Origin of the sequence: Streptomyces sp. NPDC008313 (assembly GCF_042956125.1) — a bacterium.
GTDB lineage: Bacteria > Actinomycetota > Actinomycetes > Streptomycetales > Streptomycetaceae > Streptomyces.
Genome location: NZ_JBIBFR010000008.1, coordinates 18,360 through 40,991 on the forward strand (window position 1 = coordinate 18,360; position 22,632 = coordinate 40,991).

19 protein-coding genes and 2 pseudogenes are annotated in these 22,632 nt (G+C 70.5%); 12 read left to right on the forward strand and 9 right to left on the reverse strand.

Features of this window, described 5'->3' with window-relative positions:
* Positions 1-91: 91 nt before the first annotated feature.
* The gene (locus tag ACFY93_RS12540) at positions 92-1,201 is read left to right on the forward strand and encodes a putative sulfate exporter family transporter (RefSeq protein ID WP_391356885.1); all 1,110 of its coding nucleotides are present in this window, start codon (positions 92-94) and stop codon (positions 1,199-1,201) included.
* 193 nt (positions 1,202-1,394) lie between these two features.
* Here the strand turns inward: ACFY93_RS12540 and ACFY93_RS12545 are convergent, their stop codons facing one another.
* Positions 1,395-1,958 (reverse strand): sigma-70 family RNA polymerase sigma factor, encoded by a 564-nt coding sequence (locus tag ACFY93_RS12545; protein ID WP_391356887.1) that lies wholly within the window; start codon positions 1,956-1,958, stop codon positions 1,395-1,397.
* A gap of 470 nt (positions 1,959-2,428) precedes the next feature.
* Between ACFY93_RS12545 and ACFY93_RS12550 the strand changes: the two genes are divergently transcribed.
* From ACFY93_RS12550 to ACFY93_RS12560, 3 genes are all read left to right on the forward strand, one after another.
* Positions 2,429-2,995: a sigma-70 family RNA polymerase sigma factor gene (locus ACFY93_RS12550; RefSeq protein ID WP_391356889.1), complete on the forward strand. Its 567-nt coding sequence runs from the start codon at positions 2,429-2,431 to the stop codon at positions 2,993-2,995.
* Positions 2,992-3,681: a hypothetical protein gene (locus tag ACFY93_RS12555; RefSeq protein WP_391356891.1), complete on the forward strand. Its 690-nt coding sequence runs from the start codon at positions 2,992-2,994 to the stop codon at positions 3,679-3,681. Before ACFY93_RS12550 ends, ACFY93_RS12555 begins: the two co-directional genes overlap by 4 nt.
* Before the next feature lie 156 nt (positions 3,682-3,837).
* Positions 3,838-5,385 carry a beta-propeller fold lactonase family protein gene (locus tag ACFY93_RS12560; protein WP_391356893.1) on the forward strand — a complete coding sequence of 516 codons (1,548 nt, stop codon included), beginning with the start codon at positions 3,838-3,840 and terminating at the stop codon, positions 5,383-5,385.
* Between the two features lie 209 nt (positions 5,386-5,594).
* On the opposite strand, the pseudogene ACFY93_RS12565 reads toward ACFY93_RS12560, so the two are convergent.
* A pseudogene (locus ACFY93_RS12565) lies at positions 5,595-5,756 on the reverse strand (DNA-binding response regulator); the annotation flags it as partial.
* Between the two features lie 429 nt (positions 5,757-6,185).
* Between ACFY93_RS12565 and ACFY93_RS12570 the strand changes: the two are divergent.
* On the forward strand, positions 6,186-6,623 hold the full coding sequence (locus tag ACFY93_RS12570) for a zinc-binding dehydrogenase (protein WP_391356895.1): 438 nt from the start codon (positions 6,186-6,188) through the stop codon (positions 6,621-6,623).
* Between the two features lie 111 nt (positions 6,624-6,734).
* On the opposite strand, the gene ACFY93_RS12575 is transcribed toward ACFY93_RS12570, so the two are convergent.
* The gene (locus ACFY93_RS12575; protein ID WP_391356898.1) at positions 6,735-7,451 is read right to left on the reverse strand and encodes a TetR family transcriptional regulator; all 717 of its coding nucleotides are present in this window, start codon (positions 7,449-7,451) and stop codon (positions 6,735-6,737) included.
* Positions 7,452-7,533: 82 nt separating this feature from the next.
* On the opposite strand from ACFY93_RS12575, the gene ACFY93_RS12580 reads away from it, so the two are divergent.
* Together ACFY93_RS12580 and ACFY93_RS12585 are read left to right on the forward strand one after the other, a co-directional pair.
* The gene (locus ACFY93_RS12580; RefSeq protein ID WP_391356901.1) at positions 7,534-8,484 is read left to right on the forward strand and encodes an MBL fold metallo-hydrolase; all 951 of its coding nucleotides are present in this window, start codon (positions 7,534-7,536) and stop codon (positions 8,482-8,484) included.
* Positions 8,485-8,614: 130 nt separating this feature from the next.
* A complete protein-coding gene (locus ACFY93_RS12585) occupies positions 8,615-9,070 on the forward strand; it encodes a carboxymuconolactone decarboxylase family protein (protein ID WP_391356904.1) in 456 nt (151 codons plus the stop codon).
* A gap of 254 nt (positions 9,071-9,324) precedes the next feature.
* Here the strand turns inward: ACFY93_RS12585 and ACFY93_RS12590 are convergent.
* Positions 9,325-10,412, reverse strand: a pseudogene (locus ACFY93_RS12590) (Tn3 family transposase); the annotation flags it as partial.
* Between the two features lie 1,520 nt (positions 10,413-11,932).
* Positions 11,933-13,138, reverse strand: a complete 1,206-nt coding sequence (locus ACFY93_RS12595; RefSeq protein ID WP_391357359.1) for a sensor domain-containing protein — start codon at positions 13,136-13,138, stop codon at positions 11,933-11,935.
* A gap of 274 nt (positions 13,139-13,412) precedes the next feature.
* Here ACFY93_RS12595 and ACFY93_RS12600 point away from each other — a divergent pair, with 274 nt between their 5' ends.
* Entirely contained in the window at positions 13,413-13,652 is a 240-nt protein-coding gene (locus ACFY93_RS12600) for a hypothetical protein (protein WP_391356906.1), read from the forward strand.
* A 94-nt stretch (positions 13,653-13,746) separates the two neighbouring features.
* Here the strand turns inward: ACFY93_RS12600 and ACFY93_RS12605 are convergent, their stop codons facing one another.
* Entirely contained in the window at positions 13,747-14,463 is a 717-nt protein-coding gene (locus ACFY93_RS12605) for a cytochrome b/b6 domain-containing protein (protein ID WP_391356909.1), read from the reverse strand.
* Positions 14,447-15,199, reverse strand: coding sequence for a molybdopterin-dependent oxidoreductase (locus ACFY93_RS12610; protein ID WP_391356912.1), 753 nt, complete (start codon positions 15,197-15,199; stop codon positions 14,447-14,449). The genes ACFY93_RS12605 and ACFY93_RS12610 overlap by 17 nt, the downstream gene beginning before the upstream one ends.
* A gap of 414 nt (positions 15,200-15,613) precedes the next feature.
* Here ACFY93_RS12610 and ACFY93_RS12615 point away from each other — a divergent pair, with 414 nt between their 5' ends.
* Entirely contained in the window at positions 15,614-16,189 is a 576-nt protein-coding gene (locus ACFY93_RS12615; RefSeq protein ID WP_391356915.1) for an ester cyclase, read from the forward strand.
* Between the two features lie 151 nt (positions 16,190-16,340).
* Here ACFY93_RS12615 and ACFY93_RS12620 read toward each other — a convergent pair whose 3' ends face one another.
* A complete protein-coding gene (locus ACFY93_RS12620; RefSeq protein ID WP_391356918.1) occupies positions 16,341-18,014 on the reverse strand; it encodes an ATP-binding protein in 1,674 nt (557 codons plus the stop codon).
* A gap of 244 nt (positions 18,015-18,258) precedes the next feature.
* A complete protein-coding gene (locus ACFY93_RS12625) occupies positions 18,259-18,984 on the reverse strand; it encodes a response regulator (protein ID WP_391356920.1) in 726 nt (241 codons plus the stop codon).
* 169 nt (positions 18,985-19,153) lie between these two features.
* Here ACFY93_RS12625 and ACFY93_RS12630 point away from each other — a divergent pair, with 169 nt between their 5' ends.
* The 3 genes from ACFY93_RS12630 to ACFY93_RS12640 are packed head-to-tail and all read left to right on the forward strand — an operon-like array spanning position 19,154 to position 22,631.
* The gene (locus tag ACFY93_RS12630) at positions 19,154-20,569 is read left to right on the forward strand and encodes a peptidoglycan-binding protein (protein WP_391356923.1); all 1,416 of its coding nucleotides are present in this window, start codon (positions 19,154-19,156) and stop codon (positions 20,567-20,569) included.
* On the forward strand, positions 20,566-21,315 hold the full coding sequence (locus ACFY93_RS12635; protein ID WP_391356925.1) for an ATP-binding cassette domain-containing protein: 750 nt from the start codon (positions 20,566-20,568) through the stop codon (positions 21,313-21,315). The genes ACFY93_RS12630 and ACFY93_RS12635 overlap by 4 nt, the downstream gene beginning before the upstream one ends.
* A complete protein-coding gene (locus ACFY93_RS12640; protein WP_391356928.1) occupies positions 21,312-22,631 on the forward strand; it encodes an FtsX-like permease family protein in 1,320 nt (439 codons plus the stop codon). The genes ACFY93_RS12635 and ACFY93_RS12640 overlap by 4 nt, the downstream gene beginning before the upstream one ends.
* The last annotated feature ends 1 nt before the right edge of the window (position 22,632 follow it).

The window sequence follows — 22,632 nt, forward strand, 5'->3', positions numbered from 1 at the left end:
GCAGTCAGCCTGTGGGGTCTTTCCGTTCGTCTATGACCTCCTTACCAATAGATGGCTACCGGCCTGGGCAGGGGCTGCCCACAGTGAGGCCATGAGTGACGACAGCGGCAGTACGGCGCCCGACCGGATCGGGGCGGCCACGGAGCGGACCACCGGTACGGAGGTCGCCGCACCGGGCGGGCCGTGGCCGCGGCGGCTCGTGGAGCGGCTGCCGGGACTGGCAGCCGCCGCTGCCATCGCCGCGGTGGCCACCGCGGCAGGCGGAAGGTACCCCCTGGTCGGAGGTCCGGTCGCCGGCATCGTCATCGGCGTCGCCGTGGCGGCGGTGCGGCGCCCAGGAAGGCGGCTTCAACCAGGCATCACCGTGGCGAGCAAGTTCGTACTGCAACTGTCGGTCGTGCTGCTCGGGTGTCAGCTCTCGCTCACTCAGGTCGTGAGGGTCGGGGGAAGTTCGCTGCCGGTCATGCTGGGGTCGTTGGTGGCCTGTCTGGCCGCCGCGTACTTCGTCGGCCGCCGGCTGGGCATAGGACGTGACCTGCGCACCCTGATCGGTGTCGGCACCGGTGTCTGCGGCGCCTCCGCGATAGCGGCGGTCACTCCGGTCATCGGTGCCGCGAGCGCGGAGGTCGCCTACGCGGTGTCGACGATCTTCCTGTTCAACATCGTGGCGGTGCTCGTCTTCCCCCTCCTGGGTCACCTGCTGGACATGAGTCAGCAGTCCTTCGGGCTCTTCGCCGGTACCGCGGTCAACGACACGTCCTCGGTCGTCGCCGCCGCCGCGACCTACGGCGACGAGGCCGGGCAGTACGCGGTCGTCGTCAAACTCACGCGGACCCTTCTGATCATCCCGATTTGTCTGTGGCTGGCCGCGCTGACCAAGCGCCGCGACCTCGTGGGGGAGACCGACCGCCCGGCTCCCGCTCCGCGCCTGAACGTCCTGAAGCTGGTGCCCTGGTTCCTCGTCGGCTTCCTGCTGACCGCTCTGGCCAACACCCTCGGCCTCATCCCGTCCCAGGCCCACTCGGGCCTGACCACGCTGTGCGTCTTCCTGATCACCATGGCGCTCTCCGCGATCGGCCTGACGACCGATCTGCGCGGACTGCGCCGTGCAGGCCCCCGGCCTCTGCTGCTGGGAGCCTGTCTGTGGATCGTCGTCTCGGCCACCAGCCTCCTGTTGCAGTACCTGACGTCTTCCTTGTGACGCACACGTCTCGTCAGGCCCCAAGGCCCCCGCGTGTGAGCATGTTCCGCTTCGACGGACACCGTTGGTGTGGTGGTCAGGCCGCGAGAGCGCCGCCCCCGCAGGCGGTGGCGGCATCCTGCTTGCCACCTCCGGCACAACGGTCCGGTTTCGCCGATGCGCGAAAGGATTCGCCCCCCGTCGGGCCGTGCGGTCATGCCGCGAGCACACCTCGGTCCTTCAGCGCCTTGCGCAGCGCGCGTATGGCGTAGAAGGCGCGGCTCTTGACAGTGCCGGGCGGGATGCCGAGGTATTCCGCGGCCTGGGCCACGCTGCACTCCAGGTAGTACACGAGCCCTATCACGGTCCGCTGCTGCTCGTTCAGGTCCAGCAGCGCGTTGCGCACCACGTGGAGCGTGAGTTCGTGGTCGGAGTTCTCCTGGACCACGTCGAGTTCCTCGGCCGGCATCAGCTTCAACGGCCTCAGTTGCATGGCCCGGTGGTGGTCGGTGACCAGATTCCTGACCACGGTGAACAACCACCGTCGGATGTGTTCGTCGTGGCCGTGCAGCAGGTGGGCATGCTTCCAGGCGCGGGCAGTAGTCTCCTGGAGGATGTCCTCCGCTTTGTGCCAGTCGCCCCCCAACAGCCGTGCCGCGTAGCGCAGGAGCGGGGGGCCGTGCCGGTCGTAGACACCTTGGACGAAGCTGTCGCGGTCGGCGTCCGGTGCGGGACGCCGGGCGGGGCGGACGCTGCCCGCCTCCGTGATCCCGTGCATGGGTGATGCCCAATCGTGTGCCGCCGGTCGTGTGGCGTCTTCCCCGTCCCCGATCGGGACAATGGAACCAATCCTCTCTGTAAGCCATTGGTCAAACGTTGTCGTTCGCTTGTCCGCGGCCGTCCGCGAGCGGTCTCGTTGGACTCGCGTCCGGCGGACCGCATGAGGGCCGGATCACCGCGTCGGCCCGGGTCGCGCGATCGACCTGCAGCTGGGTCGCCCTGCCCGCGGAGGGGATCGCCATCCTGCCGGCCGTCGAATTTTTCACGCTTCCAGTGCACTGACGATCGGCGAATGCGAGGATGTGACCTGCGTGTTCTCGGCCGTACCAACAAATATTCCGCTCTCTTCAACACCGATGTCGGGACCTGCGTATCCCCTGGTGAACACGTCGTCTCCGGGAATGGAAAGCACCATGACAGCGTGCGGGGAATGGGATGCGGGCGGCCGTGTCGGTGAGCGGTAGCCCTGTGAAGTGGCTGCGTGGACGGTTCGCGTCGAAGGACGCGGAGCCGGCCGCACTGCGCACCGACCGCGAGGTGCAGGCCGCCTACGAGCTCTACGGCGGTGAACTTCTCGGGTTCGCGTTCAAGGCGCTGGATGACCGGCAGCTCGCCGAGGACGTCGTCCAGGAGACTTTCGTCCGCGCCTGGAAGTCGCCCCGCGGTTACGACCCGGGTCAGGGGTCCATGCGGACCTGGCTGTTCGCCATCGCCCGGAACGCGGTGGTGGACGCCATGCGGCGGCGCAAGGTCCGTGAAGGGACCGGCTTCTCCTCGTGGGACGCCGTGTCCGAGTCGTCCTCGGCGTTCGACCCCGTTGATCAGCTTCTCGAGCGGATCCAGCTCGGGGAGGCACTGGAACGTCTGAGCCCGCAGCACAGGGAGGCGGTGGTGGAGGTGTACTTCGGCGGTCGTACCTGCGCCGAACTGGGCGAGGAGCTGGGTGTTCCGGCGTCCACCATGCGCAGCCGCCTGTACTACGGAGTGCGTTCCCTGCGGCTCATCCTCGAAGAGAACGGGTGGCTCGCGTCATGAACAAGGAATGCGTCCCCTTCCGCCCGATCCTGACCGAGCTCCAGCTACGCGGAACACCGCTGCCGGAGGAACTGTCCCGGCATCTCGAAGAATGCCCGGACTGCGCCCGCGAGGCCGCCGAGACCGACGACGTGGTGCGGACACTGCGACGGGTCGACCCGCTCGCCGACTGGACGGGGGCACGGACGCCGGCGGCGCGTACACGGCCCTCCAGCGACCTGGGTGACCGCATCCGCCGGATCGTGGCCGAGCCGAAGCCCGCCGCCGGGCCACGCTACCGGCGCCGTATCGCCCTGGGCGTGTCCGCCGCCTTCGTCACGGCGGCCGCTGCCGTCGTCCCGCTCACGCTGGACCAGGACCACGACCAGCCGCCCGCCACGACGGCGGCGGTGGTCCTGGTCCGTGACGGAAGCATGGTCCAGCGCCCCGGGGGCACCGAGGTGCCGGTGGTGCTGTCGGGGCTCAAGAAGGGCCAGACCTACCGGATGATGACCGTCAACGCCGAGGGCACGCGCATGCCGGGCGGCAGCGTTCGGGCGGATTCCGACGCGGACGTGTCAACCCACATGGTGACGGCCATGCGCAGGGACACCATCACCGCCCTGCTGGTCGAGGACGAATCGGGGCACGTGGTGACCCACATCCCCGTGTCGCCGCCTTCCCCGTCCGCTTCCGGGCCGGCCTGACAGCCGCAACCCGTACCACCGGCCTGACAGCCGGAACCCATACCAACTGACGCCGGATTCACCGGGGCGCTCGGGCGGTCCTCCGTACCCGGAACAACCCCCGGCGGTCCGTTCTTGGCCGAAAAACAGTCAGTCAACAGACAATGGAGACGAGAAATGTCTACTGCGCGTCGTGCAACATGGATGCTGATCGCCACGCTGGGAGTGGGGGGCGGCGGTGTCGCGGCCGCTTCCATGGCGCAGGCCACTTCGGAAGCGGCGGTGTCCAAGGTCGGTGCCACGGACAAGCACCGTCCGATCCCGATCTCGGGCCGGGACCGTCTCTACACCGCCGACCAGACGTCCAACACGGTCTCGGTGATCGACCCGTCCACCAACAAGACGCTGGGGACGATCGCCCTGGGCGACCAGCGGGTGGGCAGCACCTTCAGCCCGCAGTACAGCGGCGACTCCGGTGTGCACGGCCTGGCCTACTCGCCGGACCACCGGCTGCTGGCCGTGGTGAGCGTCACGAGCAACACCGTCCACATGATCGACACCAGGACCAACAAGGTCCTCAACACCACCGACGTCGGCCGGGCCGCCCACGAGGGCAGCTTCACCGCCGACGGCAAGCAGTTCTGGGTCGCCAACCGGGGCCGGGACACCGTCTCGATCGTCGACACCAGGCACGGCGGAGTCACCGGCACCGTGCGCGTCGGTGACGGCCCCTCCAAGGTGCTCATGAGCCCCGACGGCAGGTACGCGTACGTCAACTTCACCAGCAAGGCCGAAGTCGACGTGATCGACGTGCGCTCCCACAAGATCACCAAGCGCATCACCGGGCTCGGCGCCACCTTCTCCTCCGACCAGGCCATCTCCCCGGACGGCAAGCAGATCTGGGTCTCGCACAAGCGCGACGGCAAGATCACCGTGCTCGACCTGAAGCGCAACGAGGTCGTCACGGTGCTCAGTACCGGCCCCGACACCAACCACCCGCAGTTCGTCGACAACCGCAAGGGGAAGTTCGTCTACCTGACGATGGGCGGGCTCGACGAGACCTGGGTCTACAAGCGGACCAGCGGCTCCCCGCAGCTCATCACCAAGATCAAGAACGGTGGACACGCCCCGCACGGCGCCTGGGCCAGCGGCGACGGCTCCCGCCTCTACGTCGGCCTGGAGAAGTCCGACGCGGTGGACGTCATCGACACGGTCAGCAACAAGGTGGTTCACACCATCGCGTCCGGTCAGGAACCGCAGGCCATCGTGTACGCCCCCCAGGCCACCGACCGGCCCGGCAGCGCTCCCGGCCTCGGCCACCAGGGCCTCGGCCAGCAGGCCCACAACGTGCCGACCACCCTGCCGGACGGCACCGCCGGCGACACCCTCGACCCGGTCAAGGGCCGCGTCCTTGAGGCCACCGTCCGCCCCGTGGCCGGACTGGACATGATCCAGCTCCAGGCGCGTGGGCTCAAGGCGGACACCGTGTACCAGGCGTACTCCGTGGCCGCCGACGGCAAGAAGACACTCCTGCGGACGTTCCCCACCGACAAGGGGGGCAAGACGCCCATGGCGCTCTCCTTCGGCGCCTTCAACGGCGAAAGCATCGCCGTCGAGGTCAAGGGCGCGGTGACCCCCGTCCAGAAGGCGGCCTTCGCCTCCCAGGCCAGTGGTCACGGCCACGGTGTGAAGACCGCCGACCTCCTGTACTGCGACTGCTGCTGACACCGGTCCTGACGCCGACACCTACCTGAGCGGACGTTGTCCCGCCGCGCTGACGGCACATCACCCCACTGATCACTGTCGTCGGCGCGGCGGGCGCGGTCCTGCTCTTCGAACTGGCCGAGGCCACCACGGTTCCCCTCACGGCCGACGTCCCCAGGGGTCGCGTCGAGGAACTCCTCCACCCGCCCGACGTGCTCCTTGAGGAGCTAACCGATGCCGCCGGTGATCAGGTCGGTGGTGAAGCTCTGCTCCCCGTGTGCGAACAGTACGAGCACGGCGAGCCCCGGATGACGACGGCGCGCTTCGACAGCCGCCCGGAGGCCTTCGTCGGTGTGTGTCGGCGGCATCCGCACGTCGAGGACGGCGACATCGGCAGTTGGAGGAGATATCCGCGAAGCGGCCCCCGCGGGGGCCGCTTCGCGGATATCTCCTCCAACTGCCCACGGCCTGTTCTCCGGGACTTCGATCGGGGCGACGGATCATGGCCATCACGGAGAGTGATGAGGTTCACGTGGGAGCCGGGGCCTGGCGGATCGCGCGAGAACGACCGCGGGCAGCGTGTCGGGCCAATCGGTGGCGAGAAGTGAGGCGGCGGTGCACTGGTGGAGGTGTTCGCGCGGGCTCCAGCTTCAGGCGCCAGCAGAGGGGGGATGCCCGCCGCGGCGGGCAGAACGGGCTTCGTCTTCCGGCCGACGACCCAGGCGCTGGGGGTGACGTCGGCGTCTGCGTCGCGGCTACCGCCAGGTCCGGGGTGAGGAGCCCGTCGGGGACGTCGACGCCCACCACCGCTGTCCGGGAGCATGCGGGGCCGACGGCGCCGAGGTCGTGACGGTGGCGTCCGTCGGCGACGAGGCCTACGTCACCTGCCTCGGCGTCAAGCACGTGCTGCCCCGGGACGAACCGCAACGGCTGGCCGTCGTCCGGAAGTTCGTGCCGACGGCGTGGACAAAGCCTTCGACGCTGCCCTCATCGGCGCACCGCTGCTCGGCGCTGTCCGCGACGGCGGCAGTTTCGTCTCCGCGGCGGCAGCCGTCGCCCCGGCTCCCGAACGCGACATCACCGTCACGGGCGTACACGCGAGGCCCAACGGCGCCCAGCTGACCGACATCATCGACCGCGTCGCGACGGGGGAACTCACCATCCGGAACGCCGAGGTCCTGCCCATCGAGCACGGTGCGCAGGCTCACCGCCTCACCGAAGCGGGCGGTCTCCGCGGCAAGCTCGTCCTCACATCATGACCCCGGCACCCTCCGCCTCGACATGACAAACGGCTCGACCTCGTATCTGTTGCGGTGCCAAGCCCGCGCGGTGCGGTGGAGGACACTGCGGCAAGGGCAGGGTGACCAGCATCATTGCGGCCGGGTTGGGGCGGTCACCGACGGCTCGTCTGTGGTGCTGTTGTCTTGCCGCCTGGTCCGGCGCTCGGTGTGAGCGGAGTGTGCTGTCGGCCGGTGCTGGGGTGGTGCGGTCTCTTGCGTGAGGCCAGTGAGAACAGCCCGAAGGAGGCGTTGTGTCTGCTGGTCGGCGGCTTCGGGGCCGTCGAGGGTCATGAGCCCGTCGGCGAGGAGGGTGGCGAGTCCATGCATGGCTGCCCAGATGGTGAAGTCGGCTCCGGGGCGGGCGGTGGCGTTGAGGGCGCCGGTGGTGACGAGCCGGTCGAGTTCGGCTTCGATCACGTCGTGCGGGTGCGGGGCGATCACTACTTCAGCGTGCTGGGTCCCGAAACCGAAGGCCAGGCGGGCGACCGCCGGGGCTTCCAGCGCCCAGCGGACGTAGGCGCAGCCTGCTGCGACCATGCCCTGCTGGGCGTCGACGCCCGGTCCGGCCGCCTGCGCGGCGGCGCTGCTCATACGTTCCCCGAGCCGGGCGAGCACCCGCGCCGACAGGGCGTTGACCAGTGCATCGCGTGAGGCGAAGTGGTGGTAGGCGGCGCTCGGGCTGACTCCGACCCGGGCCGATGCCTCCCGCAGTGACCAGCCCACGACTCCATGTTCGCGGACCAGCGCCTCAGCCGCGTCCAGCAGGGCGTTCCGCAGCTCTCCGTGGTGGTACTGCCTCTTACTCATGACCAGATCTTAACGGCGCTCAGATTGAGTGCTACGGTCGAGACCTCATCAATCTGAGCACTGATTAGATTGGAGTGTGGCCATGTCCACCACCGAACCTTCGCCGGGTACCGCGAGCACCGAGCCGACCGCGCAGGGCGCGCCCGAGGTGAGCAGCGGGCCGGCGCCGATCGTGCGCGGCGAGCCGGTCCAGGTCGCCGACGGTGTCCATGTGATCCCCGACCAGCGGGTGGAGCTCGTCCCCAACGTGGGCATCGTCGTGGGCGAGAAGGCCGCGCTGGTCATCGACACCGGCATGGGTCCTGCCAACGGTGCGTACGTCCTGGAGCAGGCCCGACGTCTTGCCGGTGAGCGGCGCCTGTACCTGACCCTCACGCACTTCCACCCTGAGCACGGCTTCGGCGCGCAGGCATTCAAGGGCGCCGCGACGATCGTCTACAACCGCGGGCAGCGCGACGAGCTGCACCGCAAGGGCTCCGGCTACCTCGGCATGTTCCGGGGACTGGGCCCGAACGTCGCGGGCGCACTCGAAGGTGTCGAGCTCGTCGACCCCGACCTGGTCTACGACGGCCAGGCCGAGATCGACCTCGGTGGCCGCACGGCGGTGCTGCGCACCGTCGGCCCGGCGCACACCGCCTCCGACCAGGTCGTGCTCATCGACGACCGAGTGCTGTTCGGGGGCGACCTGTTCGAGACCCGTATCTTCCCGATCACGCCGTACTTCCCGCCGCACGACACAGACGTCGCTCCGGGGCGCTGGATCAGCGTGCTCGACGAGCTCATCGCCCTTGGCCCCGAGGTCGTGGTCCCCGGGCACGGCGAGGTGACCGACGTGTCGCTGATCGGCGATGTCCGTGACTTCCTCATGTACGTCCGTGACGAAGCCGGTCGTCTGCGGGCTGCCGGCCTCTCCGCCGACGAGACGGCGGCCACGATCGACCAGGGCGCCCGCACCCGCTGGAGCACCTGGGAACGGCCCGAATGGATCAGCTCCGCCGCCCGGGCCTTCTACGACGCCGACGCCATCAGTTGAGACCACCGCGGCACATCCACAACAACTCAGCCGCCCTGCGTCGGCGTCACCCGTGTCCTGATCCGCAACGGGCCATGACACGGGGTGCACTCGCCCGACGCCCAGGGCCCCAAAGACGGAGCACCACGTCATGAGCACACAGATCGGACCGGATGCAGTGAGCCCGGTCGCCTTGGAATCCCACCGCCGGCGCGAGCGCGGTATCTCGGTCTACGCCAAGATCTTCGACGTACCTGAGCAGGACGTACCTGCCGCCTTCGCCACGCGTGTCGGGCTGCCGTTTGCCGAAGAGCAACTGCACGCAGCCGGCGGGGCCGCCTGGACGCATCCCGCTCTCACCCAACGCGACCGCGACATCGCCGTCATCACCGCCCTGACATCCCAAGGCGTGGCCGGAGACCGTCTGGACACCCACCTACGACTGGCCCAGCAGCACGGACTCGACAAGGACGCGCTCACCGCCCTGATGGCACTACTGGCCATCTACCTCGGATACCCCCGGGCCTCCCTCGCCATGGAGACCGTCCACCGGCTGTTCACCCCGGACACGCCGGACACGCCGGACGACGCAGCCCACCACCAGTAGGTCGACCTGTCTCTTCATGGGAGACACCTGATCCAGGCACTCTCTACCTGGCTTGCAGACCGGCCACATTCTGACCGCCGTGGCGCCGCGACGAGCCACGCCATCGGTCCACGGCCGGTGCGCCCTGCGGGCCCTGACCATAACGGCCAAGGTACTTCCGCGCCGCCGCGACCTGCGCGTGCACGACGCGGTACACCGGCCGTACCACCTTCGGGTCTGGCCCCGCTGATAAACGTGCTGACGTGAGACGGGGGTCAGGGCTGGTGAGGGGCGAAGGCCGCGTCGTAGGTTCCGGGTGGGATGTGGAGAGTGGTGGTGTCGTAGTCGCCGAAGCGGAGCACGTTGTCGCGCCGGTGCGGGCTGATGGCGGTGAGGTCTTCGCCGAGGATGGTCCAGCCCTCGGTGGCCATCTGGCGCAGCTGCTCGGTCATGTCGATGGTGGTGGAGAAGATCACCGAACTCGCGACCAGGTCGAGGAACTTGATGGCCTTCTCCTGGAGTTCCGGGTCACGGCTGCGGAGATAGCCGTGGGAGCCGAAGTGCAGCCACTTGGTGAAGCCGTTGTATGCCTCGGCCTTGTTCGTCGCCCGGCTGATCTGCTCGCGCAGGACGGGGTCGGACAGGTAGCGCAGCAGGACGATGGTCCTGACGGCGCGGCCTGCTTCGCGGAAGGCTCGGTAGATCTGGTTCTTGCGGGAGTGGTTGTTCAGCCGCCGTAGCAGGGTGACCGAGGAGACACTGCCTTCCTTGACGGACATGGCCACGCGCAGGAGGGTGGGCCACTCGCTTTCCATGAGGTCCCAGTTGATCGCGGTGCGCGGGTCGGTGGAGAACAGGGCGTCGATGTGCTGGTAGCGCACCTGTGGGTGGGGGCGGTGGAAGGTCAGGTCGTGGAAGTTGCGTATCCGTGGGAGCAGGCCGATACCCAGCAGGTGCGCGAGCCGAAGACCGGGAAGGACTGGCCTTGGGTATCGGCATGCACGGTGCCGGGCTTGGTGGCCGACTCGTTCGCGAGGAGGGAGTCGATCAGGTAGACGGCCTCCCAGACTCCGCAGGGGATGAACCGGGAGAACAGGGCCACGTAGGTATCGGCGACCAGATGGTGGGCGATACCGCCGTATCCTCCGTACCGAATGCTGGTTTCGGCGAGGAGATTGTCGATGACGGTGTCCATCATAGTGCCGTCCACCGCCGCGACCGAGCCGTCACCCCACGCGGTGACGAGGTCCAGCTGCATGTAGGTATCGATCACGTCGGCACCGGCGCGAGTAAGGTTCTTCGGCGTGAAGTGCCGCTGGGCTATCGCGCCGAGTTCGTGTGCGGATACCTGCCCGCGCATGTGCCGGGCAGCCTGGGCGGCGCCGAGCCCGCAGCCGTAGGTGAACGCGGTGACGGTGTACCGACAGCGGGTTCTTCACCTTCGGATCCGAGCCGGACTGCGGGCGCGGGCGGTGCCGCCACTCTGTCCAGTGCGCCGCCCGGGCGATGTGCTCCAGCACGCTGCGGGCCGGTAGCCGCCGCGACAATTCCGCATCGACCGCCTCGGCCGAGGCGGTCCGGTCCGCCCCCTGGCGTGCTTTGAGAGAGGGCACCCCGGTCAGCGGATCCACCGTCAGGTCGGCGTTGTCTGGATAGCCCTCATCCACCTCGGCCGCGATATCGGTCAGTTGCTGCCGCAGGTGCGCCGTGAACCCGTGCGCCGTGTCTGGCAGGCCGGCCGGGGCACAGGACTCCTCCACCTTCGATACGCAGGTTTCCCAGTCCAGGAGCATGCGGGTCCAGTCGCCGTACTCCTCGCACCCGACCACCACGATGTCGCCGCAGCGCAACTCCTCCACGAGGTAGGTGAAGACCATCGCCTCGAAGTGCCGGCGCACCAGCATCCCCGGCTCGTCTTTGGCGTAGACGCTCTTGAGCCAGTTCTTCGACGCGAACGACAGATCCAGCGGTACCGGTCCGCCCTCCTCGCCCTCGTCCGGACCTGCGCCGGCCCGGTGCGGGGTGTCGGGGATCAGCGGACGGGTCAGGTGCTGATGGGCCAGCGCGTGGTCCAACGCGTCCAGCAGCGCGCGGTCCTGCGACGTCGTGCTGAAGACCAGCATCCGGGCGAGCTTGAACATGGTCGGTCTGTCCGGGCGGAAGAAGCGTTCCACAAGCGGCGTGAAGTTGTTTCCGTGGTGCGCGGCCAGGACTTCGAGCTGGTCGAGCTGGACGTCGAACCCGCCCGCTTCCTCAACGATCTCTCTCGCCCGTTTGAGCGCCAGCACATCGTCCAGCGAGCCTTCGGCCCCATCCCCGACGGGGTCCTTGAGGACGGCCAGCACGTCCCGGTAGGCGACCAGCAGCTGCTCGGTAGTCTCCTTGTGCCGCTGCTCGATCAACCCGAGCTCTTCCTCCGCGCGCTTGAGGTGGCGGGCCATGCGCTTGCAGAGCATGGTCACGAAGTCATCCCGGGCCTCCGCCCGCGTCTCCGCGATCAGACAGGCGAGCATCGCTGTGCGGCGCGGCTCCGCGATGTCCTTCATCTCCCCGACGCTGAGCACACGTGCCTGCGCGGCCAGCGCAGCGACGCCCTCCACCCACCATCCGGCATCCCCCAGTTCGTCCAGGCGCTCCATCCGCTCCGCGTGCAGGCGAAACCGCGACCAGGTCGCCCGGCGCGCTGGCTCCTTCACCCAGTCGAAGCCACTGCGGTGTTCACCGGCGACAACCTCCAGGAGCCGGGCGACACGGTCCTGGGCGGCCAGGCCCATCCGCGCCGCGACCTTGGCGCAGATCTCGCCCTCCACCCGCCTACGCACCCACGCGGCCATCTTGTCCAGCGTCGTGAAGCCCGGCAGTTCCAGGGGTCGTCCTCGGCCATCACGATCCGCATGGAAGATCCACCTCGAGAATGGTCGGTCCGCCGTGCGGACTGGTCAGGCGCAGCACACCGTCGTGTGCCGCGATGCGGCGTCGGATGCCGCTCAGGCCGGAGCCGCCGTCCTCGTCGGCGCCGCCCCGGCCGTCGTCCTCGACGCGCAGCAGGAGCCGGCCGCCGCGGCTGCGGACGGTGACGGTGGCGCGGGTGGCGCCGCTGTGCTTGGCGATGTTGGTGAGAGCCTCGGCCGCCACGAAATAGGCGCTCGCCTCGACCGACGCGGGGCACCGCTCCGGCAGGTCGACGTCCGTCCCGCAAGGCACCGCGCTGTTCGCGGCCAGCCCCGACAGCGCTCCGGTCAGTCCCCGGTCGGCGAGAACGGGCGGCAGGATGCCGCGCGCGACGGCCCTCAGTTCGGCCAGTGCCTGCTCGGCGGCCGACTGGGCGCGTTCGAGGAGTTCCTCGGCGCCGGCGGGGTCGCGGGTCACCATGCGGCGGGCCGCGCCGAGCAGCACGGTGACGCTTACCAGGCGGTTCTGCGTGCCGTCGTGCAGGGAGCGCTCGATGCGGCGCAGTTCGACGGCGTGGGCGTCCAGCGCGGCGGCCCGTGTCGCGGTCAGCTCGGCGATCCGCAGGGAGAGATCGGTGCCCGGACCGGCCGCGAGGAGGCGCACGGCGGGCCGGGACTGCAGGCGCGCCAGCCCGGGCCCCAGGCCCAGGGCGATGGCGATCCACCCGACACCCAGCAGAGACGCCAGGCACGCCTGTGCCCACGAGTCCGCCGTTCCGAAGCCCAAGGATGTGCTCGTGGGGTCCGAGGGGGAGATCAGCCACAACAGGGGGTAGGTGGTGTCCTGAACGGCGACGGCGGGCAGCAGCACTCCGATCAGCCCGGTGAACAGGCCGAACGTGGCATGGACCGTCAGCCAGCGCAGCTCACGGCGGGTGGTGTCATCGGCCAGAGCGAGCCGCAACCGGGTGGGGGCAGGGTCCGGGGCGACGATCTCGACGCCGCGGCGGGACAGGCGGGCGCGTTCGCGGCGGGCGAGCGTGTGCAGGGCGCGCAGCACGGCAGGCGCGAGCAGCAGACCGACACCCGCCAGGCAGGCAACGGCCGTCAGCGCGAGAAGGCCGAGGAGCGCCAGGGCGAGCAGGGCCGTTCCGAAGCCTCCCGCGAGCTGCCTGAGCGAGGCCAGCGGGGCGGACACGGCGTCGCCGACGGCCTCTTGCCAGGACTGACCCGAACCGGGCCGGATCCGGGAGGCAGGGATGTGCTTGTGCCGGGCGGTCACGTTTCGCCTTTCACCGGCCCATCAGTACGTCGTCACCCTATGCACCGTGGTGGCACGTGTGGAGGGATGGGAGCAAAAGGTACAGCCTGCTGTACCACAGGTCCGGCTGCCTGAGGGATCGGCGCCGAGCACGCCGGTCCGTAGCGTCGAAGGCCTCGCACTGTTTCCCCTCACACCTCACGGAGCAGCCATGACCTACCCGGATCCCGCACATCTTCCGCCGGTCTCCGTCCGCGCTGCTGCACCGCAGAGCGACGGCGACGGGGGAGTGGCCCGCACCGTGCTCTGGGTGGTCCTCGTGGTCAGCGTCATCGGCAACACGGTGGCCTCCTACACCGGGGCCGGAACCGGGGTGCATCTGGCCGCGGGCGTGGTCACCGTGCTGTGCGCCACCGTGCTGGCCGTACGCCGACTGCGAAGCGGCCGCTGAGCCGCCGCCGATGCCGAGGGCGTGGGCGACGGCCCGCGCGGGGCGACGATCGCCGCTCAAGGCCGGACGGCGACGCCGATCCGTGAAACGGAGATCATGGACGGGACTCCGGGTCCGGGTCCGGGAGGGGGACCGTCCGGTCCGTCAGCGTGTCCCGGTCGGAGCGGCCGTCCATCTCCTGCCGCCACAGCCGGTGTTCGCGGTCCGCCCACGTCCGTGAGACCGTCCCCCGCCACATGCCCCCCCGGGCCCCGGGGTCGCCGGCCGCCTTCCAGATGTGACCGGCCAGGATCACCCCGATCGTCAGGGCGAGCCAGTCGTGCACGAACGTGGCCCCCATACGCAAGGACAGGGAGACGAGTTCCGGGAACCAGAGCAGCAGCCCCGTCCCCACCATGACCAGACCTGCGCCCGCCGTCCATGACGCGTAGACCTTCTGGCCCGCGTTGAACTTGCCCGAGGGAATGCCCGAGGTCCCCCTGCGCCTGACCGCGGCCTTCAGCCAGCGACGGTCATGGGGTGCGAAGCGGTTGAGCCGTCCCAGGTCCGAGCGCAGGGCCCGGGAGGCCATGCCCAGCAGCACCGGCACGGGAAGCGCGATCCCGGACCACTCGTGCACGGTGGTCACCAGCGGGCGGCGGCCGACGAGTTGGGAGAGGGGGGAGACGTACAAGCAAGCGGCGGTGAAGATGCACACCCCGGCCAGGACCGCGGTGGTGTGGTGGACCCAGCGTGCCGCGGCGGTGAAGCGCAGCAGCCTGTCGGTCCGGGGGAGAGCGGACGGTTCGGCGGAGTCAGACCGTGGGGGCATCGTCACGTCCGTTCGAGCGTCCCACCCACGCGTCCACGTCGTACCCCAGGCGCTCCCAGTATCCGGGGATCACCTCGTCGGTGACGGTGATGCCCGACAGCCACTTCGCGGACTTGTAGAAGTACATCGGGGCCACGTACAGCCGGACCGGGCCGCCGTGGGCATGGGTGACCGGCTTGTCCTCCATGCTGGTGGCGACCAGCACGTCGGGCCGGCGCGCCTGGTCGAGGGTGAGGCTCTCGGTGTACGCGCCGTCGAAGCAGGTGAAGCGGATGGCCTTGGCGTCGGGTGACACACCCGCAGCGTCGAGGAGGGTGGACAGGCGGACCCCGCCGAAGGGGGTCTTCGGCACCCGCCATCCGGTAACACACTGCACGTCGCGGACGGTCCTGGTCTGGGGCAGCGCGGCCAGGTCGGACAGCCGGTAGGTCATCGGTTTGTCCACCATGCCGCCGATCCTGAGGCGGTAGGTCGTCTCGTCCTGTTCGGGGGTGGAGGAGGTGATCGTGTAGTACCGGAAACGGTTGCCCGGAAGCAGATCCGACAGACCCGTCGGATCCTTCTGGGCCACGGTGTCGATGCCCTTGGCGACCACGTTCTGGATCGGGCCTCCGGCTGCGACGCCCACGGCGCCCAGCCCGAGCATGCCCAGCAGCACGCGCCGGCCCACCGGGGCACCGCGGTCGGCCCCGGGGTCCGGGAGTGGGGACGGCACCTTGGATCGAGAGTCGCTCATGCCTTGGATACGTACGTCCGCGACGTCGTGTTGAACAGACGCCGCGGACGTACGTACGGCCGGAGACCGGCGGCCGGGCCGCCGGCCGGCGCCGACGGGGCGGCTCGGCGCGCGAACGCCTCAGTCCCGGCGGTAGTGCGCGGGGGAGTCGTTGTGACCGGGGCGAGCACGCTCAGTGCCGCCGGTGTCCCCGCCCGGACTGCTTCAAGGTGTTCCAGCCGATCCGTGAGGGCCGTCCGGCTGTCGGCCGGACGGCCCTCGTCCGGTGCTTGGGGACTGTCAGGAAAATCTGGCACTGCCAGATCCTCTCTTCGATGACTAGCGTGATCAACAGCAGGAGGAAGCCGCGGCCACACCGGCGTGAGCACGCATGCTTCCTTCGGCTCGTGTGCATCGTCGAGGGAAAGGCCCGTCATGGCCACATCGCACATCCGGCGCGGCGCGGCCGCCGTACTCACCATGGCCGCGGTCGCCACCACCGTCCTGGTCGGCCAGGCGGTGGCGAGCGAGGACCGGCCCGCCACCACCGCTGCCTCGGCGCAGGCGAAGGCGCCGGCGGCGGCCGGTACGGTGGCGAGGTCCGAGCGGATTCCCCGCATCGCCTCGGCGTGGCAGTCCGCGTGGACGAGTGACGACCCGAACGCCCTGGCCGACCTGTTCACGAAGACCGGCACCCTCGTGGACCTGTCGGTGCCCTACACCTCGCACGGGCGCGAGGAGATCGCGAAGTTCAAGGAGATCACCGAGCGGCTGATCCCGGACGCGGATCTCGAGATCACCGACGCGTTCCGCAGCGGCGATCGCGTGGCGATCCGGACCAACTACTCCGGAACCCTGCCGGGGGCGGCCAAGTCGTTCAAGGTGCAGATGGCCACCGTTCTCGAACTCCGCCACGGGAAGATCGCCGTCAACACCGACTACTACGACAGGGCCACGATGCTCCGGCAGTCCGGGCTGCCCGCCGACTGGCGGCCGCCGACCCAGCCCTGACACGGCAACCGCACTCGCCGCTGGCCCCTGGACGCCGTGCCGTCCGGGCTGCTGCCGGGGGCAGCGGGGGCGACCGGTCGCGCCGGACGGGATGTCGGCCGACGGGCCGGGCCGGCTCGCGCCGGGCCCGTCCGCGCTTCCGGGCGCGAGGTCACGGCTGCGGCAGCCGTACGGTGAACACCGAACCGCGCCCGGGGGTGCTCGCCACCGAGACCGACCCGCCGTGTGCCTCGGTCAGTTTCCGGACGATGGCCAGGCCGAGCCCGCTTCCGCCGGTCTGCCTGCTGCGGGACTTGTCCGCCCGCCAGAAGCGGTCGAAGACGTGGCCCAGGTCCGCCGGCTCGATCCCGGACCCGGAGTCGGCGACCTCCACGACGAGGTCACCGCCCTCCCTGCGCGAGCGCGCGACGACCCAGCCACCGTCCGGTGTGTGCCTGATCGCGTTGGACACCAGGTTGCCGACCACCTGACGCAGTCTCACCCGGTCGGCGACTGCCTCGAGTTCCCCGGCCACCTCGATCCGCAGCGTCACGCCGGCCGGATCTGCCGTGCCCCGGTGGGCCGCCATCACCTGTTCGAGCAGGTCCCGCACGTACAGTGGTTCACGGTGCAGCACGAGACTCTGGGCGTCCGCGGCCGCGAGATCGCGCAGATCGTCGATGACATGCTGCAACAGCACCGCCTCCTCCAGCAGGAGCGCGACCAGGTCCTGGTCCACCGGGGTAAGACCGTCCTGCCCTGCCTCCAGCCAGCCGCGCATGGTGGTCAGCGGCGTGCGCAGCTCGTGCGCCACGTCGCTGACCAGGGACGTGCGTTGCCGTTCCAGCAGCTCCCTGCGGTCGGCGAGGTCGTTGAACGCCGCGGACAGCCGGCCGATCTCGTCCCGCGTCGTGACCGGGACGCGCACGTTCACGTCGGCGGGATGCTCGGCCGCCTGGATCAGGGCACGCAGCGGACGCACCATCCTGCGGCCCACCAGGGTGGTCACGGCGGCGGCGACGGCGAGCACGAGGGCGGCGGCCCCGGCGATCCGTGTCGTGTTCGCCGGGGAGAGGTGGAAGCGCGAGGTGCCCTGGCTGTTGTGGTCGCCGACGAACAGCAGCACGGGAGGGGAGACGTAGGAGACGAGTTGCTTGCGCCGGGCCTCGGCGACGCACTCCTGGGCGGCGTGGGCGGAGTTCTCCGGTCCCTTTCCGAGGAGGGCCCAGGTGAAGTCCGCCCAGACCCTGAGGCCGTCACGGTCCTGCTGTTTCATGCACTCCGCGGCCAGCTGGTTCACCTGCTCCAGTGGCACCCGCTCCGATCGCAGAGGCATCCTCAGGCCGAGTGCGTCGCAGACGAGGCCTCCCTTCGGATCGAAGGCGGGCCGTATCGTGGCGCGTCCGCTCGGCAGGGTGGTGACCTCGGCGGGGACGCCCCTGCCACGCAGGCACCGGGCGACCTGGTCCGCGCTGTGCCGGATCCTCTCCCGTTCCTCGGCCGACAGCAGGAACGGGCCCACGGCGCGCGGATCGATCGGACCGGCGTCGGACAGGACCGGGTCCAGCCGCAGCGGGTCGACCAGCGCCGTCGGCCGGTACGGCAGCCGGACACCCCGCTCGGAGCCGGCGACCCGGGTGCGCGCCGGTGTGGTCACCGTGACCGCCCGGCCGGTCCGCGCGGCGAGGTCGCCGACCAGGTCCTGCACGCCGCCCCAGTCGGTGTGCGTGGAGGCGTAGCCGATCAGGGCGTCGTAGACACGGGTGTCGTCCTTCAGCGACTGCCCCTGCTGGGTGCGGATCGCCTGTGTCGTGCCGACGACGGCGAGCCACGCCGTGGCGGCCACCGCGCAGACGGCGACCAGCAGCGAGGCGGTCAGCAGACGGGCGAACAGACCGCCGCGCGGCCATCTCCTAGGTCCTGTCTGGAGTTTCCCGTCGTCTGCCAGAAGGGCAGGCCGCGCGGCGTCTGGTGCGGTGCATCGGCGTGCGGCCGGATCGTCCTCGTACTGGACGTACTTGGATGATTCGGCCGTGCGCCGAGGTGCCGTGCCAGGCGTCGCGCGGCAGACGGGAAACTCCAGACAGGACCTAACGCGGCGCAAGCCCACCCTCCCCGCGGACACGGCCCGGTGTCAGCTTGTAGCCGATCCCGTAGACGGTGATCAGGAACTCCGGGCGGCGCGGGTCCGGTTCCAGCTTCCTGCGCAGATGCATCACGTACATGTCGATGGTCCGCTCGGACGCGGAGGTGTCCCAGCCCCCGGTCCGGTCGAGGAGCTGCCTGCGGGTGAACACCCGGCCGGGCTCGGCGGCCATGGCCGCCAGCACCGCCAACTCCCCGCGGGTGCAGGCGACCGGGCGGCCCGAGGGGCCCACCACCTCGTGCTGGAGCGGGTCCACCGTGAGGGGGCCCACCCGCAGGACGCCGTCGTCCGGCGGTGGCGCCGAGCGTTTCACCCGCCGTAGCAGCGTACGGATCCGGGCCATCAGCTCGCGCGGGCTGTAGGGCTTGGTCATGTAGTCGTCGGCGCCGAGGTCGAGGCCGAGCAGCAGGTCGTCCTCACCGGAGCGCGCCGTCAGCATCAGGACGGGCACGTCCGACTCCTGGCGCAGGATCCGGCACACGTCGTGGCCGTCGACCTTCGGCATCATCACGTCCAGCACCAGCAGGTCGGGCCGCAGCCGGCGCGCGGCGTCGATCGCGGCCCGCCCGTCGTGCACGACCGTCGCGTCGTGCCCCTCCGACCGCAGGTACATGCGCAGTACCTGTGCCTGTCGTTCGTCGTCCTCGGCGACCAGGATGTGTGCGCTCATGGCGGTGACTATAGGGCGGCGCCCGGCGGGACCAGGACGCTGACAATCTCGCTACAAGTCGCTGAAACCAGCTTGATGTCGGTGTGGAACCTTCTGCTCCCATGATGCGAGTCACGACGCACGCCGCCGAGGACGCCGGCCTCTCCCGCCGGGCCGGGGAGCCAGTCCGGTGACCGGCGGGGAGACGGAGCCGATACCGGTCGTGGAGTCCCTGCCGGACGTGGACGCGTCGGCCGTGGAGTCCGCGCGGAGCGGGTCGCACGCCGCCCCGCGCAAGCGCCGGCGGCGCATCCGCACCGCCGTGGCCCTGACCGTGCTGACGCTGACGGGCGCGGGTGTCGCCGTCGCGGCGCCCTGGAAGTCCGGGGCCGACGCGGCGCAGGCCGAGCCGGAACCGGAGACCAGGACGGCCAAGGTCGTCCGCACCGACCTGACCGACGCCCGGATCCTCGACGGCACTCTCGGGTACGGCACACCGCGCACGCTCAACGGCGTCGGGAACGGCACGGTGACCTGGCTCGCGCCGTCCGGCACCACCGTGTCCCGGGGCGAGACGCTGTACCGCGTCGACGACCGGCCCGTGCCGGCCCTCTACGGCTCCGTCCCCATGTACCGGCGACTGGAGGTTCCCAACACCGTGGGACGCGACGTCCGCGTGATCGCCGACAACCTGCGGGCCCTGGGCTACGAGATCGGCCGGCAGCCCGGACCCGGGGAGACCGTCACCGGCCCGGCCCCCTCGACCGGCACCGAGCATTCGCGCGGCACCGGACCGTCGGGCACCGGACAGGGCTCGGGGCCGGGAGAGGGCATGCCCGGCAAGGGAGCGCAGCCCTCGTCCGGACCGTCCGCCCCCGGTGCTCCGCAGCCCGGTACGGGGTCCGGCGACGAGACGGGCACCGGTACCGGCACGCCCTCCGAGCAGCGGCCCGTCACCGGCCCCATAAAGATCCGCTCCGAGGACGGCGTACTCACCCGGTCACTGATCGACGCGGTCAAACGCTGGCAGACCTCCCTCGGTGTCCCGGCCACCGGTGTGATCGAGCCCGGTGACGTGGCGGTGCTCGCGGGCGCCGTCCGGGTGGAGCGCGCCGAGGTCCAGCCGGGTGACCCCGCGCAGGGGCCCCTGCTTCAGGTCACCCCCACCACCAAGGCGGTCACGGTCGACGTCAACGCCTCCGAGGTCGGCTCCGTGAAACGAGGCGACGCCGTGACGGTACAGCTGCCCGGCGGCGAGAGCGCCGCCGCCGAGGTGGCCGCCATCGGTAGCTCGGCCAAGTCGCCGTCGTCCGGGCAGGGACTTCCCGGGGAGCTGCGCGTGACCGTGACGGTCGCGTTCAAGGACCCCGGCAAGGTGAGCAGCCTCAACGCGGCGCCCGTCCAGGTCGAGTTCGGCTCCGCTTCCCGCAGCAACGTGCTCGCCGTTCCCCTTACCGCACTGCTCGCACTGCGCGAGGGCGGCTACGGGCTGCAACTCACCGACGGCCGGCTGGTCGCCGTGAAGACGGGGCTGATCGCCAAGGGGATGGTCGAGGTCAGCGGTGACGGCATCACCGCGGGCACCCGGGTGGTGACCGCGTCATGACGGCGGTGCTGTCGGTCCGGGACGCCGTGGTCGAGTACCCCGGCGGAGTCAAGGCCCTCGCCGGTGTGTCCCTGGAGATACAGGACCGCGAGTTCCTGGCCATCGTCGGACCGTCCGGCTCGGGCAAGTCCACGCTGCTGAACGTCATGGGCACCCTCGACCAGCCGAGCAGCGGCGCCGTCGTCATCGCCGGGCACGACGTCACCACCCTGCCCGACCGGCAACTGTCCGCGCTGCGCGGCCGCTGGCTCGGCTTCGTCTTCCAGCAGTTCCATCTGACCGACGGCCTCTCCGCCACCGAGAACGTGGCCACCGGCCTGCTCTACGCCGGAGTTCCGCGCAGACGCAGAGGGCCCATGGCGCGCGCCGCCCTGGAACGGGTCGGACTGGGCCACCGCGTCGATCACCGGCCCCACCAGCTCTCCGGCGGCGAACGCCAGCGCGTCGCCATCGCCCGCGCCCTGGTCCACGAACCCGCACTGGTCCTCGCCGACGAGCCGACCGGCGCGCTGGACACCGCCAACGGCGTCGCGGTGCTCGAACTGCTCACCCGGCTCAACCAGGAGGGAACCACCATCGCGCTCATCACCCACGACCGCGACATCGCCGCGAGTCTGCCCCGGCAGGTGGAGATCCAGGACGGGCGTATCGTCGCTGACAGAAGTGCGGCCCACCCGGGCCCGTCCGCGGGCCGGTCCGGTGTCCTCACCCCCGGCAGGCGCGGCGCCCTCGGGAGCGCGTGGTGACGGCCGGCCGACGGCGCCGGCCCGCCGCCGGACGGCAGGAGTCCGCGACCGCGGGAGGTACCGCCGCACCCCACGCGGCCACCGCCCCGACGGACCGGCCCGAAACTCCCTGGACCCGTCCGGTCAGGCTCTCCCCGGCCGACCTGCTCCGTCTCGGTCTGGTCGGCGTCCTGTCCCGTCGAACGCGGGCGGTGCTGTCCGCCATCGGCATCTCCATCGGCATCGCCACGATGATCGTGGTCACCGGCATACCGGCCTCCAGTCAGAAGGCCCTCGACGCGGAACTGACCGCACTGGGCACCGACCGGCTCCAGGCCGTCGCGGACCGGGACGCGGCGCAGGACGGCACCCCTGCCTCCTTCCCCGAGACGTCGGCCGCGATGGTTGCCCGCATCGGTGCCGTCAAGGCCGTCACCGCCGTGGCCAACACTCATACGTCCGTGCGGCGTTCGGACAAGATCGGCCCGCTCGACGAGTCCGGCCTGACGGTACTGGCCGCCCGGCCCGACCTCCTCGACGTCGTCAACGCCACGGTCGCCTCGGGCCAGTACCTCACCAAGGTCACCGAACGGTTCCCCACCGTCGTCCTCGGCTCGGACTCCGCGACCCGCCTGGGCTTCTCCGAGGTGCGCCCCGGCGAGCCCCCGCCGCTCGTCCTCCTCGGCGGCCAGTGGTTCAGCGTGACGGGGATCCTGCGCTCCGTGCCGCTGGCTCCGGACCTCGACCGGGCCGTCCTGGTCGGCTGGGACGCCGCACGCCGGCACCTCGGCTTCGACGGCCGTCCGACGCAGTTGTTCATCCAGGCGGACGAGGAGCACATCGCGGACGTACGCGCGGTGCTCCCCGCCACCGTCGACCCCGAGTCCCCGAGCGTCGTCCTGGTCAGCCGCCCGTCCGACGTCCTGGCGGCCAAGCGCTCCGCCGAGGCCACCTTCTCCGGGCTGTTCGTCGGCCTGGCCGGTCTGGCGCTGCTGGTCGGCGGCATCGGTGTCGCCAACACCATGGTGATCTCCGTGCTCGAGCGCCGCCGCGAGATCGGACTGCGCCGGGCCCTGGGCGCCAACCGGGGTCAGATCCGGGGCCAGTTCCTGACCGAGTCGGTGGTGCTCTCCGGCCTCGGCGGACTGACCGGGGTCGTCGTCGGCGTCGTCGCGACCATCGGCTACGCGGCCTTCCAGGGCTGGCCGGCCGTGATCCCGCTGCAGGCGGTGACCGGCGGGTTCGCCGGCGCCGCGCTCATCGGCGTCGTGGCCGGCGTGTACCCGGCCGTCCGCGCCTCCCGGCTGTCGCCCACCGTGGCGCTGGCCACCACCTGAA